Genomic DNA, 14515 nt, shown 5'->3' with positions numbered 1-14515 from the left:
GTATAATCAACGGTTTGCACTAATCCAAGGCGCTCAGGAGCGGGATGCTCCAAGGCGCAATGCTGACTCCGGCACCCCGCGACATGAAAGCCTCCGATATCCGCCAAAAATTCCTGACGTTCTTCGAGACGAAGGGCCACACCGTGGTGCGCTCCTCGCCGCTGGTGCCGGGCAACGACCCGACGCTGCTGTTCACCAACTCCGGCATGGTGCAGTTCAAGGACGTCTTCCTCGGCACCGACAAGCGCCCGTACGTGCGCGCGGCCTCCGTGCAGCGCTGCCTGCGCGCCGGCGGCAAGCACAACGACCTGGAAAACGTTGGTTACACCGCGCGTCACCACACGTTCTTCGAAATGCTCGGCAACTGGTCGTTCGGCGACTACTTCAAGCGCGACGCACTCGTGTGGGCGTGGGAGCTGCTGACGCAGGAATACAAGCTGCCGGCCGAGAAGCTTTGGGCCACCGTCTATCAGACCGATGACGAGGCCTACGACATCTGGACCAAGGTCATCGGCCTGCCGCCCGAGCGCGTCGTGCGCATCGGCGACAACAAGGGCGCGCCGTACGCCTCCGACAATTTTTGGCAGATGGCCGAAACCGGCCCGTGCGGCCCGTGCTCGGAAATCTTCTACGACCACGGCCCGGACGTGTGGGGCGGCCCCCCGGGAAGCCCGGAAGCCGACGGCGACCGCTACATCGAAATCTGGAACAACGTGTTCATGCAGTTCGATCGCCAGCTCGATCCGGCGACCGGCGAATACACGCTGACCCCGCTGCCCGCACCGTGCGTCGACACCGGCATGGGCATGGAGCGTCTGGCTGCGATCCTGCAGCACGTGCACAGCAACTACGAGATCGACCTGTTCCAGGCGCTCATCGCCGCCGCCGCGCGCGAGACCAACACCAAGGATCTGGCCAACAACTCGCTGCGCGTGATTGCCGACCACATCCGCGCATGCTCGTTCCTGATCGTCGACGGCGTGATCCCGGGCAATGAAGGCCGCGGCTACGTGCTGCGCCGGATCATCCGCCGCGCCATCCGCCACGGTTACAAGCTCGGCTGCCGCGCAGCGTTCTTCCACAAGCTCGTGGACGACCTCGTCGCGCAGATGGGCGAAGCCTATCCGGAATTGCGCGAGGCGCGCGACCGCGTGGTCGAAGTGCTGCGTACGGAAGAAGCCCGCTTCTTCGAGACCATCGAGCACGGCATGTCGATCCTCGACGCCGCGCTGGGAGAGCTGAAGACCTCCGGCGCCAAGATGCTCGACGGCGAACTGGCCTTCAAGCTGCACGACACCTACGGTTTCCCGCTGGACCTGACGCAAGACGTCTGTCGGGAGAACGACGTGATCGTCGACGAAGCCGCCTTTGATGCCGCCATGACTCGCCAGCGCGAACAGGCACGCGCCGCCGGCAAGTTCAAGATGGCCGCCGGCACGCTCGACTACACCGGCGACAAGACCACCTTCCACGGCTACGAGCAGCTCGTGCGCGAAACCGCGCGGGTGACGGCGCTGTTTGTGGATGGCGCATCGGTGCAGGAAATGCATCCGGGCCAGACCGGCGTGGTGGTGCTGGACCACACACCGTTCTATGCGGAATCGGGCGGCCAGGTTGGCGACCAGGGCACGCTGAAGGCCGCGACCGTCTGGTTTGACGTGGTCGACACGCTGAAGGTGCAGCCGGAAGTGTTCGGTCACCACGGCGAGCTGCGCACCGGCGTGCTGAAGGTTGGCGATGCCGTGGCGGCGGAAGTGGACGCAGTGCGCCGCGCGCGCACCATGCGCAACCACTCGGCAACGCACCTGATGCACAAGGCGCTGCGCGAAGTGCTGGGCAGCCACGTGCAGCAGAAGGGCTCGCTGGTCGATGCGGAAAAGACGCGCTTCGATTTCTCACACAACGCACCGATGACGCCGCTGCAGATTCGCGAAGTGGAAGCGCGCGTCAACGCAGAAATTTTTGCCAACGCTGCCACCAGCGCGCAGCTGATGGGCTTTGACGACGCGGTCAAGAATGGCGCGATGGCGCTGTTCGGCGAGAAGTACGGCGACGAAGTGCGCGTGCTGTCGATCGGTTCGTCGAAGGAACTGTGTGGCGGCACGCACGTGGCGCGCACGGGCGACATCGGCCTGTTCAAGATCGTGAGCGAGTCGGGCGTGGCAGCGGGCATCCGCCGTGTGGAAGCCATCACCGGCGACAACGTGCTGCACTACCTGCAGACGCTCGATACGCGCATCAACGAAGCGGCCGCCGCGCTGCGTGCGCAGCCGTCGGAACTGACGCAGCGCATCGTGCAGGTGCAGGACCAGGTCAAGACGCTCGAGAAGGAACTGGAGCGCCTGAAGTCGAAGCTGGCCGCAAGCCAGGGCGACGAACTCGTGAGCCAGGCCGTGGACGTGGCCGGCATCAAGGTGCTGGCTGCCAAGCTGGACGGCGCCGATGCCAAGACGCTGCGCGAGACCATGGACAAGCTCAAGGACAAGCTGCAGACCGCGGCCATCGTGCTGGGCAGCGTGAGCGACGGCAAGGTCGCGCTGATTGCCGGCGTGACGGCCGACGCCACGGCCAAGGTCAAGGCCGGCGAGCTGGTCAACTTTGTCGCCCAGCAGGTCGGCGGCAAGGGCGGCGGCCGCCCGGACATGGCACAGGCTGGCGGCACGGAGCCGGACAACCTGCCGCAGGCGCTGGCCGGTGTGGCAGCGTGGGTCCAGCAGAAGGTCTGATGTAACGCCTTCGCACCGCATGCGCTGAACGGCGCGCGTTCCCGGCAACGGGGCGCGCGCCGTTTTGCTTTGGGCGATCAGCGAGGGGGTGTGGTTTCCAGCGGGAAGATGCGCAGGCGCTTATCCGCCGCCACGCCCTCAAAGATGCCGAACGTAGTGGCCTCGGCCTGCTTCCCCGGGTCGTGGCGGACGGTGCTGGGTCGCAAGGCACCGGCGATCGGCGTGACGCGGAACCATTTGCGCAACGCATCAACGGATTTCCGTAGGGCGGTAGCCTGAATTTCAGGGCAAGGCGCGCCCCGCTGTGGGGCTTGTCTGCGCCGTAAGAACAAGCTCCGGAACGGTGCCCAGCTGGAGACAGGCGCCGCCATGGCCTATACCGGAACACGTTGCCGATTGCGTAGAGATTGTGTGCCGCCTGGCAGACAACTTGCATCGGTGGCGCGCGCTGTTCCCCACAGCGCGGGTTGATCCCATCCCTATCCCCAAAATCCGAGGAGAACCATGAGCGTCCTATCTGAGAAGGTCGACGCCCCGCCGCCGCAGCCGCCGCACCGGCTGCTCGGGCGCAAAGGCAAACGATTGGCGCGTGCCGTCGCGGTTGGTGCGTTGCTGGCGGCAGGCGTTGGCGCATCGACGCAGCCGGGTGCGCAACTTGCGCCGGAGTCGCACGCGCGCAAGGTCAAGGTGCTGATCATCAGCATGTTCGCGCCCGAGGCGCAGCCTTGGATCGACAAGCTCGGCCTCACGCAGGACGTGCCGGTGCCGGGCCTGTCCATCGACTATCCGAACGTGCATTGCAACGCCAGCGACGTCTGCCAGCTCACCACCGGCATGGGCAAGGCGAATGCCGCGTCGTCGGTGTCGGCGCTGATCTACAGCGGCAAGTTCGATCTGCAGCGCACGTACTTCCTCGTGGCGGGCATTGCGGGGATCGACCCGTCGCAGGGCACGCTCGGCAGCGCCGCGTGGGCGCGCTTCCTGGTCGACAGCGACATCGCGTGGGAGATCGACGCGCGCGAGGTGCCCGCCAGCTGGCCGAACGGTTTCATCGGCATCAACACGCAAGGCCCCGGGCAGAAGCCGCCGCTGGATTACAAGACCGAAGTCTTTCGCGTGAACGAGGCGCTGCTGCAGAAGGCGCTGGCCCTGTCCAAGGGCGCGGTGCTGGACGACAACGCCACCGCGCGGGCCTATCGCGCCAACTACCCGAGCGCACCGGCCAACCAGCCGCCCTCTGTCGTGCAATGCGACACCGCTGCCGGCAACACGTACTGGCACGGCGCCAAGCTGGGCGAGCGTGAAGCTGCGTGGGTCAAGCTGCTGACGGACGGGCAGGGCACCTACTGCACCACGCAGCAGGAAGACAACGCCACGTTCGAGGCGCTCACACGCGGTGCGAAGGCGGGTTTGCTCGACCTGCAGCGTGTGGCCGTGCTGCGCACCGCGTCCAACTTCGATCGGCCGTATCCGGGGCAGACGCCGTACGACTCGCTGGTCAACAGCAACTCGGGCGGGTTCGTGCCGTCGCTCAACAACCTGTACCTGGCGGGCGGTCCGCTGGTCAACGAGATCGTCACGCGCTGGAGCGTGTGGAAACACGGAGTGCCCTCGCCATGATCGATTCCCGACTCAAGATGCCCATGCCGCGTTTGCGTACGATCGCGAAGCTCTGCGCCGTCGGTGCCGCAGCGCTGACCTTGAACAGCTGCGCGTATGACGGAGTGAAGGTCATCGTCATCAATATGTTCCAGGGCGAAGCCCAACCCTTTATCGACCGCTACGACCTGAAGGAGAAGGTCTATATCTCCGGCCTGTCGCCCGATGCGCCGAACATGCTATGCAACTACGACGGCATCTGTCAGGTCACCACGGGCATGGGCTACGCCAATGCCGCGTCGACGATTTCCGCGTTGCTCTATCGCAGCAAGCTGGACCTCTCGCACACGTATTTTGTGATTGCCGGCATTGCGGGCATCGATCCGGGGCAGGGGACGGTAGGCTCTGCGGCGTGGGCGCGGTATGCGGTCGATTACGGCCTTTCGCACGAGATCGATGCGCGCGAGATGCCGGCCGGCTGGCCGTACGGCTACTTCGGCATTGGCACCAAGGGCCCCGGCGAGAAGCCGCCGATGGACTATCGCACGGAGGTGTTCCAGCTCAACGAGACGCTGCTGCAGAAGGCGTACACGCTGTCGAAATCGGCGACGCTGGAAGACAGCCCCGAGGCCATCGCCTTCCGCAAGAACTACGCATATGCGCCGGCCAACCAGCCGCCTGCCGTCATCCAGTGCGACGTGGCTTCCGCCGATACATGGTGGGCCGGCCGCAACCTCGGACAGCGCGCACGTGACTGGGTGAAGACGATGACCGACAACAAGGGCACCTACTGCACGACGGCGCAGGAAGACAACGCCACGCTGGAAGTGCTGACGCGCGGCGCCCGTGCCGGCAAGGTCGACTTCAGCCGCGTGGCACTGCTGCGCGCCGGGTCCGACTTCGACCGTCCGTACGACGGCCAGACCGCCTCCGACGGGCTCATCAACTACGCGCAGCAGGGCGGTTTCGTGCCGGCCACGCACAATCTCGTCAATGCGGCCAAGCCGTTGTTGGACGACATCGTGCAGCACTGGCCCCAGTGGAAGCAGGGGGTGCCGGCGAATTAACAGTTGCTGACATCACATTTCAATCTATATAATGCGAATCATTCTCATTTGATGGAAGGCCACGGGCGAATGCCGACCCGCTGACCATCGCTCCAGCCGGGCGAGCCAGCGGGTTTCCACCTGCCAGCCAACAGATCGACGCGCCGCGTGATGTTTTGCGGCGCGTTTTCTCTTCTCTCAGCGCATTGCTGCGCGTCCGGTTTCGCCAAATCCTGATCGACCCTGTTGCCTGCGATGAACCGTCATCTCACGGCCCGCGCTTTTTCCTGCGCGCTTGCCGCCATTCCTCTTGCCGTTTCCACATTGGCGCATGCCGAAGCAGGCCAGCCGGCCGCGGTTGGTGCGACGGTCGACCTCAACGAAACGACCGTCACGGCAGGCAGCCAGCGGGGCTTTGCGGCCAGCACGGCGCAGGTTGGGGCGTTCCGCGGCATGGCGTTGCGCGACATTCCTGCGACGGTGAACGTAGTTACGCGCGAGGCGCTCGACGCGCAGCAAGACACGTCGCTGTACGACGCGCTGCGCAATACGGCCGGCGTGACGCGCCAGCAGCTGTCGGGCGAAACGTTCGACAACCTCGCCATCCGCGGCGTGACGCTGGAAAACCGCACCAATTTCCGCTTCAACGGCTCGATGCCGATTCCGGCGCTCACGGCGATCCCGCTGGAAGACAAGGAACGCGTGGAGGTGCTGAAAGGCGTGTCGGCGCTGTATTACGGCTACACGACGCCGGGTGGCGTGGTGAATCTCGTGACCAAGCGGGCGGGCAACACGTCGGTCACCACGCTGGGCATGCAGTTCGACAGCAACGGCACCGCTGTCGGCACGCTCGACGTCGGCCGGCGCTTCGGTGAAGACAATCAGTACGGCATTCGCTTCAACGCCGCGGGCGGCTCGTTGCAGTCGCCTACCAGCGGCATTGACGGCACGCGCCAGCTTGCCGCCGTGGCCTTCGACTGGAAGGTCAACAGCCGCCTGAGCCTGAAGGCCGACGTGGAATATTCGCGCAAGGTCATCACCGAGCAGTCGGTGGTGACGCTGCCCGCCGCCAAAAACGGCGTCATCACCTTGCCGGCCATGCCCGACCCGAGCAAACGCATTTCGCCGGGCTGGGCCGACTTTGATGGCAACAACACCAACGCGCTGCTGCGTGCCGATTACGCGCTCGCCGATGCGTGGCTGCTGACGGTGGAGGGCGGCATCTCGGAGACGGCGCGCACGCGGGCGTTTTCCGAATTCAAGCTGACCAACGCGCTGACGGGCGCCGGCACGCTGTCCGGCCAGCGCCAGAGCGGTCGCTGGAATACAAGCCACGTGCGGGCCGACGTTTCCGGTACCGAGAAGACGGGTTGGATCACGCACGACCTGACCTTCGGCATTGCGCGTTCCGACATGCGTCAGGCGGCGGTGTACTCCGACCGCTTTTCTGGCACGCAGAATCTGTACAACCCCGTCGACCTCGGCTGGCTGCCCACCACCGGCACCGGCTTTACGGCCGAGCAGCGCGCGGTTGATACCGGCGTCTACGCGCTCGATCGCGTGACGCTATCGGAGCACTGGCAAGTCATCGCCGGCTTGCGCTACACGCGCTACACCAGCGAGCAGGCGCCCAACCGCTATGAGGCCAGCAAGACCACGCCGCTGGGTGCCGTCATCTACAAGTTCACGCCGCGCTGTCGGCGTATGCGTCGTACGCGCAGGGCTTGGAAGCCGGCGCGCGGGCACCGAACACGGCCGCCAACGCCAACGTGGCCATGCCGCCTGCGCTGTCGGAACAGAAGGAAGTAGGCGTGCGCTACGAGACGCCGGCCGGCACGCAACTCGCCGCCGCTGTGTACGACATCGACCGGGCGGCGAGCTACACCAACGACGCAAACATCTTCGTGCAGGACGCCGCGAGCGGATTCGGGGTATCGAACTGACCGCGCAGGGGCGCGTCACCAAGGACTTGTCGCTGCTGGCCTCCGCCGGCTGGACGGACGCGAAGTTCCGCGGCGTTGGCAACGGCCTCGACGGAAAAACGCCGGAAAACACGCCGCGCAGCACCGCCAGCGTTTTTGCCGAATACACGTTGCCGATGCTGCCTTCCGTCTCGTTCAACGCGGGCGCCTACTATCTCGGCCCGCGCCCCGTGAACGACGCCAACCAGGCAGAGCTGGGCGGCACGACGCTCTTTAGCGCCGGCGTGCGCTACGTGACGCGCATTTCGGGCAAGCGCGCAACGCTGCAATTCAACGTCGACAACCTGACCGACAAGCGCTACTGGGCGGGCGCCGGCAACAATCGTCTGTCGATGGGGGCGCCGCGGCTCTTCAAACTCGGCATGAAGATTGACCTGTGAGATCGGTCAGCTGAGGGCGGTGCAGTCTCGATCTCTGCTTTCCCATCAGGCTGCAACGGCCTCGCGCGCAGAGGCCTTTGCCGTCGGTTGCGGCTCGCTCAGCAGTTGCACCAGCGCCTGCAGGGCGGGGCCAGCCATGTCGCGGTGCCAGGCAAGCAGCGTGTCGACACGGCCCGGCTTGCCGAGCGAGTGGATGCTGATTTCCGGCGCATTCGTATACAGCTCGAGCACCGAGCGCGGCACCAGCGCCACGCCAATCCCGGCCGCCGCGCACGCGATGATGGCGTGGTACGAGCCAAGCTCCAGCACCCGCGACGGCACCACACTGTCTGCTGAAAACCAGTCTTCGATCAGTTGCCGATAGGCGCAGCCGGGTTCGAATGCGAGCAGGCCCGTGGTCTGCACATCCGAAGCTCGACGGATGGGCGGATGGGCGCGGTGTGCAATCAGTATCAGCTCTTCCGCAAAGGCCGGCAGCGTCGTCATGGCGGCGCGCGTGTTGTTCAGGCACGCGGTTTCGGCAACGAACGCGCAATCGACTTCAAAGTTCGACAACGCCTGAAGGGACTGGCGCGTGGTCATCGTCACCAGTTCAAGCTGCACGCGCGGCCAGCGCTGATGCAGCGTGGCGAGCAGGGCCGGCAGGCGGCTGGCCGCCGTGCTTTCCATCGAGGCAATCCGCAGGCGCCCGTGTGGCTCGCGCGGCTGCACGGCCTGGCGCGCTTCGGCGGCCAGGCGGAGGATGTCGTCGGCGTAGGTCAACAAGGTCTGCCCGGCCGGCGTCAGCACCATGCGCTTGCTTTCGCGCACAAACAGCTGCACGCCGAGCGATGCCTCGAGCTGGCGGATGCGGGTCGTCACATTCGACTGCACGCGATTCAGCTGCTGGGCCGCCCGCGTGACACCGCCTTCGCGCACGACCGTCCGGAAGATCTCGAGCGAGGACAGATCCATGATGTATCTCAAATGCTAATGGGTTTGTTCAATATAATTCATTTTTCAGGATGAGCGGCCTTGCGTACGATGAAGTGCCGATCTCCTCATCCAGGCCTTTCCATGGAGCACATCCTGTCGTCCACCTCCGCCGCGTCCGCCGCGCATTCCCAGCGGGCCACCGCCTGGCGCGTGGCAATTGCAGGCATGGTCGCGCTGTCGGTGGCAATGGGCATCGGCCGCTTCGCCTTCACGCCGATCCTGCCGATGATGCTGCACGACGGCAGCCTGACGCTGGCGCAGGGCAGCTGGCTGGCCACCGGCAATTACCTTGGTTATTTCGTGGGCGCCCTGGCCTGCATGGCGGTGCGTGGCGACGCGGCGCGGCTTATCCGCACCGGCCTGGTTGCGACGGTGCTGCTGACGGCCGGAATGGGCGTGCTGCAAGGGCAGCCTGCGTGGCTTGTGCTGCGCTTTGCGGCAGGCATGGCCAGCGCGCTCGTGTTCGTCTTTACGGCGGGCTGGTGCCTGCATCGGCTGACCGAGCTTGGGCATGCGGCGCTTGGCGGCATCATCTTCTGCGGGCCCGGCTTGGGCATCGCTATTCCGGGGCTGGCTGCCAGCGGCATGGTGGCGCTGGGTTGGCACGCCACGTCGGCATGGCTGGCGTTTGGCGTGCTCTCAGCGCTGCTCTCTGCGGCGGTGTGGTCGACCATTCGGCCGGAAGCTCATGCGCATGCTGCGCCGGCGCCGGCGGCTTCCGGCGCGGCACCCGGCCTGGATGGGCCTACCAGCGCGCTCACGATTGCCTACGGCCTGGCCGGCTTCGGTTACATCATCACCGCCACATTTCTGCCCGTGATAGCGCGCAAGGTCCTCCCGGCCGGTTCCGTCTGGCCGGATCTGTTCTGGCCGATGTTTGGCGTGGGCGTCGCCCTCGGCGCATTCCTTTCGACCCGGATCAGTTTGGCGCGCGACAACCGCTCGCTGCTCGCCACGGCATACGCAATGCAAGCGGTTGCCGTGGCGATCAGCATCGTGTGGCCCACGGTGGCGGGATTGGCGCTGTCCAGCACGCTGCTCGGCCTGCCGTTCACCGCGATCACGCTGTTCGCCATGCGCGAGGCGCGTCGGCTCTGGCCGCATGCTGCGCCCCGTCTGATGGGGCTCATGACGGCCGCGTATGGCATTGGCCAGATCGCGGGGCCGCCGCTGGCGAACCGGCTGTTTGCTGCCACGGGCGGCTTCAATGCATCGCTGGCGGTGGCGGCGGTGTCGCTGGTGGCGGGCGTGGTGATCTTCGTTGCGGTCAGGCGCGCGTCGCCCGCGCGTGCGTAAGGCGCGACATGTGAGGGCGCGCACCACGCGGTCGACGCGCCCGTTCTAGAATGCCTCCTCCATTGGAGGAGCCTCATGTCTTTTGCCTTGCGCCCCGATGCCGTTGTGCCCGGCGGCGAGATCAGCCAGGCCGAGCGCGCCGTGCGGGTCGACCTTGCGGCCGCGTACCGACTGGCCGCGCTCAACGGTTGGGACGACCTTGTCTACACCCATCTGTCGGCCACCGTGCCGGGCGAGCCCGATCACTTCCTGATCAACGCGTTCGGCCTCGCGTTCGACGAGATCACCGCATCCAACCTGGTCAAGATCAATGGCTGCGGCCAACTCGTCGGCGATTGGCCCGATGCAGCGGCGCGTCCGTCCGTCAACGTGACGGGTTTTGCGTTGCACGCTGCCGTGCATGCCGCGCGGCCCGACGCGCAGTGTGTGATCCATCTGCATAACACGGCGGGCATTGCCGTGTCCGCGCAGAAGCACGGGCTGCTGCCGCTGTCTCAGCATGCGCTGCGGTTTCACCGGCGCATCGCCTATCACGATTACGAAGGACTTGCCTTTACGCCGGAAGAGGGCGCGCGGCTGACCGCGTCGCTCGGCCATCATTTCGCCATGCTGCTGCGCAATCACGGCACACTCACCATCGGCCGGACCGTGGCCGAGGCACACGTGCTGATGGCCACGCTCATCAAGGCATGCGAGATCCAGATTCAGGCGCTTGCCGGCGGCGAGGTCGTCTCGCCCGCGCCGGAAGTGGCAGACCGCGCGGCAGAGCAGCTCGAAGATGGCGGCGCCATCGAAGGCGTGATCGAGTGGCCGGCGCTGCTGCGCAAACTGGATAAAATCGACGCTTCATATCGTGACTGACGCGACTGTCAAAGCGACCCACTAAACAGGAGACACCATGCCGACTTTCCATATCGAGATGTTCGAGGGCCGCAGCGTTGAGCAGAAGAGGAAGCTCGTCGAAGAAGTGACGCGCGTCACGTGCGAATCGCTCGGCTGCGCGCCGGCTGCCGTCGACATCATCATCACCGACATCAAGCGCGAAAACTGGGCCACCGGCGGCGTGCTGTGGTCCGAACAGAAGTAACCCGTCCTCCACTCTCATTTGCCGGTCCGCCATGCAGCCCATGCAGCATTTCGCCTCAGACAACTACGCGGGCTTCTGCCCGGAGTCGCTGAAGTATTTCCTGGAGGCCAACGGCAGCGGCCATGAGCCGGCCTATGGCGACGATTCCTGGACGCAGCGCGTGTGCGACCGCATCCGCGACCTGTTCGAGACCGACTGCGAAGTCTTCTTTGTCTTCAACGGCACGGCGGCCAATTCGCTGGCGCTGTCGTCGCTGTGCCAGTCGTATCACTCCGTGATCTGCCACGAGCTGGCGCACATCGAAACCGACGAATGCGGCGGCCCGGAGTTTTTCTCCAACGGCTCCAAGCTGCTGACCGCCAAAGGCGAAAACGGCAAGCTGACGCCGGATGCGGTCGAAGCGCTCGTCACGCGGCGCTCCGATATCCACTACCCGAAGCCGAAGGTGGTTTCGCTGACGCAGTCGACGGAAGTCGGCACCGTCTACACCGTCGACGAGGTGCGCGCGATTGCCGCGATTGCCAAGCGTCGGCAGTTGCGGGTGCACATGGACGGCGCGCGTTTTGCGAATGCGGTGGCGTCGCTGGGCGTGCATCCGTCGGAGATCACCTGGCGCGCCGGCGTGGATGTGCTGTGCTTTGGCGGCACGAAGAACGGTCTGCCGGTCGGCGAGGCCGTGGTCTTCTTCGACCGCCGCCTGGCCGAGGACTTCGCCTATCGCGTGAAGCAGGCCGGGCAGCTTGCATCGAAGATGCGCTTCATCTCGGCGCCGTGGCTGGGTCTGCTCGAGAACGATGTGTGGCTGCGCAACGCGCGTCACGGCAACGCGATGGCGCAGCTGCTGCACGCGCGCATTGCCGACGTGCCGGGCGTGCGCATCATGTTCCCGACCGAATCGAACGCCGTGTTCGCCGAGCTGCCGCTGCCCGCCATCGAGACGCTGCGCGCGCGCGGCTGGCGCTTCTACACGTTCATTGGTGCGGGCGGTTGCCGCCTGATGTGCTCGTGGGACGTGCAGCCCGAGACGGTGGAAGCCTTCGCCGCCGATATTCGCGCAGCCTGCGCGCAGGCCGTTCAATCGATCTGATTGCCATGAGCTTCGACTACCGTTTCTGTCCGCAATGCGCCACGCCGCTGGTCGAGCAGCACAACGCCGGGCGCTTGCGCATCGCGTGCCCGGCGCAGGACTGCGGCTTCGTGCACTGGAACAATCCGCTGCCCGTCCTGGCGGCGGTTGTCGAATATCGCGGGCAGATGTTCCTGGCGCGCAACGCATTGTGGCCCGAGGGCATGTTCGCGCTCGTCACGGGCTTTCTCGAACGCGACGAGACGCCCGAAGAGGGCATCGCGCGCGAGCTGAAGGAAGAGACGAACCTCGACGCACAATCGATCTCGCTGATCGGCGTGTATGAGTTCATCCGCAAGAACGAACTGATCATCGCGTACCACGTGGTGGCCGATGGCGAGATCGCGTTGTCGGAAGAGTTGGTCGAATACCGCTTGAAGCCGTTTGAGAAAGTCCGTCCGTGGACGGCCGGCACCGGCTATGCCGTCGCCGATTTCCTGACCGCGCGCGGCCTGCCGGTCAATTACATCGACATCCGTACCGGCGAACCAGCCGAGCCGCCGCCGCGCCAGTGGCAACCCACGCGGCTCGTTACAATCCCGGAATGACTGATGCGAGCGGTACTGCGCCGCTTGCCCGTACCACTGAGGAAGACATGGAGTTTCAAAAGGAAATCGACGCGCGCGGCCTGAATTGCCCGCTGCCCATCCTGCGCACGAAGAAGGCGCTTGCCGACATGCAAAGCGGCGATGTGCTCAAGATTCTTGCCACCGACCCCGGCGCTACGCGGGACTTTCAGGCATTCGCCAAGCAGACCGGCAATGAGCTGCTGGAGCACAGCGAGCAGGACAAGGTGTTCACGTTCTATATGCGCCGTCGCTGATCTGGCAGCGCGTTCAAAAAAACGGGGCGATCCGGTTTGGCTGGATCGCCCCGTTTTCATCTGGCGGCAGATATTTTTATCGACTATGTGTGGCTACTTGCGCGCTTCCATCGCCATGCGCAGCGCCAGGCTGGTCAGCACGGTGCCCATCAGGTAGCGCTGGACCGACAGCCAGCTCGGCTTGCGCGAGAGAAACGCGGCGATGCTGCCCGCCGTCGCCGCGATCATCGAATTGACCGTCACGCTCACGCAGATTTGCGTGACCCCCAGGCAGACCGACTGCACCAGCACGCTGCCGTGCGCCGGCTCGATGAACTGCGGCAACAGCGACAGATACAGCACCGCCACCTTCGGGTTGAGCAGGCTGGTCAGCAAGCCCATCGTGTAGAGCTTGCGCGGGCTGTCCATCGGCAGTTCGCGCACCTGGAACGGCGCCCGGCCGCCCGGCCGCACTGCCTGCCAGGCGAGGTACAGCAGATAGATGGCCCCGCCAAAGCGCAGCGCATCGTAGGCAAACGGCACGGCCATCAGCAAGGCGGTGATGCCGAATGCGGCGCACAGCATGTAGAAGACAAAGCCTGTGGCGATGCCCGCCAGCGACACCAGCCCCGCGTTGCGCCCTTGGCAGATCGAGCGCGAGATCAGGTAGATCATATTCGGGCCTGGCGTCAGCACCATGCCGAGCGCAACCAAGGCAAAGGTCAGCAGATTGGTGAGGGTGGGCATGGCAGATGTGCAATCGGCGGCAAAGGTGAGGAGCTTGCAGGCTAGCACCCGGTGTCGATGGCCCGACAGGTACAGAAAATCACAAAAACTGGCAATTCTGTATTGGTCCACTGACGGCTCAGGCGGCGCACGCGGCACTCGAAAATCCACTGTTACATCCTTAACGTGCTTCGTCACAGCCTGGAGCGGAGGGGCGGCATAGAGTGGAAACAAGGTCCGGCATGTCCGGACGCTTCAAGGAGCCAATCCATGCAAAAGACCAAGTTACTGATGTCGTTGATGCTGGCCGTCTCTGCGCTTGCACCGCTGGCCAGCCATGCGCAAGAGCGCGACCACCGCTGGGACCGCGACCGCCACGAAGAACGTGTCGATATGGACCGTCGAGCCGATCGCGAGATGGCTCACCGGTGGCACCGCGGTGAGCGCATTCCACCCGAATACCGTGATCGCCAATACATCATTGACGACTGGCGCGAGCATCGTCTTTCACCCCCGCCGCGCGGTTACCACTGGGTCGGTGTAGATGGCGGCTACTACCTCGTGAGGCCCGATGGCCTTGTCTTCAATGTGACGATCGGCGGCTGATAAGCGATCCGTTGCATAAAAAACCCGCGACTGCGAAAGCGTCGCGGGTTTTTCATTTTTTGGTGAGGGCGGGCTGCCTGGATGGCTCGGCTTACAGAATGCTGAACGACCGGCGACGGCGCGCCATGCGTGCGTCATCGGCGTTGTTGAAGGTATGCCGAAAC

General features: G+C 65.1%; 13 protein-coding genes and 1 pseudogene. 11 read left to right on the top strand and 3 right to left on the bottom strand.

The features are described from left to right. The first annotated feature begins 83 nt into the window (after positions 1-83). Positions 84-2726, top strand: coding sequence for an alanine--tRNA ligase (gene alaS, locus FUT88_RS21395; RefSeq protein WP_147218153.1), 2643 nt, complete (start codon positions 84-86; stop codon positions 2724-2726). Between the two features lie 77 nt (positions 2727-2803). On the opposite strand, the gene FUT88_RS26905 is transcribed toward alaS, so the two are convergent. After that, on the bottom strand, positions 2804-2932 hold the full coding sequence (locus FUT88_RS26905) for a hypothetical protein (RefSeq protein ID WP_261797244.1): 129 nt from the start codon (positions 2930-2932) through the stop codon (positions 2804-2806). 298 nt (positions 2933-3230) lie between these two features. Between FUT88_RS26905 and FUT88_RS21390 the strand changes: the two genes are divergently transcribed. The 3 genes and pseudogenes from FUT88_RS21390 (at position 3231) to FUT88_RS21380 (ending at position 7733) form a co-directional block, all read left to right on the top strand. Next, the gene (locus FUT88_RS21390; protein ID WP_147218150.1) at positions 3231-4346 is read left to right on the top strand and encodes a purine-nucleoside phosphorylase; all 1116 of its coding nucleotides are present in this window, start codon (positions 3231-3233) and stop codon (positions 4344-4346) included. Continuing rightward, complete coding sequence (locus FUT88_RS21385; protein ID WP_147218147.1) at positions 4343-5392, top strand: purine-nucleoside phosphorylase; 1050 nt, start codon at positions 4343-4345, stop codon at positions 5390-5392. Before FUT88_RS21390 ends, FUT88_RS21385 begins: the two co-directional genes overlap by 4 nt. Positions 5393-5626: 234 nt before the next feature. After that, positions 5627-7733: pseudogene (locus FUT88_RS21380) on the top strand (TonB-dependent siderophore receptor). A gap of 45 nt (positions 7734-7778) precedes the next feature. Here FUT88_RS21380 and FUT88_RS21375 read toward each other — a convergent pair. Then, on the bottom strand, positions 7779-8687 hold the full coding sequence (locus FUT88_RS21375; protein WP_147218144.1) for a LysR family transcriptional regulator: 909 nt from the start codon (positions 8685-8687) through the stop codon (positions 7779-7781). A gap of 102 nt (positions 8688-8789) precedes the next feature. On the opposite strand from FUT88_RS21375, the gene FUT88_RS21370 reads away from it, so the two are divergent. From FUT88_RS21370 to FUT88_RS21345, 6 genes are all read left to right on the top strand, one after another. Continuing rightward, positions 8790-10004, top strand: coding sequence for a YbfB/YjiJ family MFS transporter (locus FUT88_RS21370; protein ID WP_147218141.1), 1215 nt, complete (start codon positions 8790-8792; stop codon positions 10002-10004). Between the two features lie 75 nt (positions 10005-10079). Further along, a complete protein-coding gene (locus FUT88_RS21365) occupies positions 10080-10865 on the top strand; it encodes a class II aldolase/adducin family protein (protein ID WP_147218139.1) in 786 nt (261 codons plus the stop codon). Positions 10866-10902: 37 nt separating this feature from the next. After that, positions 10903-11091: a 4-oxalocrotonate tautomerase gene (locus FUT88_RS21360; protein WP_147218136.1), complete on the top strand. Its 189-nt coding sequence runs from the start codon at positions 10903-10905 to the stop codon at positions 11089-11091. Between the two features lie 40 nt (positions 11092-11131). Next, positions 11132-12178 (top strand): threonine aldolase family protein, encoded by a 1047-nt coding sequence (locus FUT88_RS21355; protein ID WP_147218238.1) that lies wholly within the window; start codon positions 11132-11134, stop codon positions 12176-12178. Between the two features lie 5 nt (positions 12179-12183). Then, on the top strand, positions 12184-12765 hold the full coding sequence (locus FUT88_RS21350; RefSeq protein WP_147218133.1) for an NUDIX hydrolase: 582 nt from the start codon (positions 12184-12186) through the stop codon (positions 12763-12765). A 47-nt stretch (positions 12766-12812) separates the two neighbouring features. Further along, positions 12813-13040, top strand: a complete 228-nt coding sequence (locus tag FUT88_RS21345) for a sulfurtransferase TusA family protein (RefSeq protein WP_024976289.1) — start codon at positions 12813-12815, stop codon at positions 13038-13040. A 93-nt stretch (positions 13041-13133) separates the two neighbouring features. Here FUT88_RS21345 and FUT88_RS21340 read toward each other — a convergent pair whose 3' ends face one another. Beyond that, complete coding sequence (locus FUT88_RS21340) at positions 13134-13766, bottom strand: LysE family translocator (protein ID WP_027677897.1); 633 nt, start codon at positions 13764-13766, stop codon at positions 13134-13136. Positions 13767-14015: 249 nt separating this feature from the next. Between FUT88_RS21340 and FUT88_RS21335 the strand changes: the two genes are divergently transcribed. Further along, entirely contained in the window at positions 14016-14351 is a 336-nt protein-coding gene (locus FUT88_RS21335; protein ID WP_027677896.1) for an RcnB family protein, read from the top strand. The last annotated feature ends 164 nt before the right edge of the window (positions 14352-14515 follow it).

It is taken from the genome of Ralstonia sp. TCR112, assembly GCF_007997035.1.
In the GTDB taxonomy this organism is placed as follows: domain Bacteria; phylum Pseudomonadota; class Gammaproteobacteria; order Burkholderiales; family Burkholderiaceae; genus Ralstonia; species Ralstonia edaphi.
The sequence above is the reverse complement of the archived record's forward strand: the minus strand, read 5'-3'. Positions and strand labels throughout refer to the sequence as shown.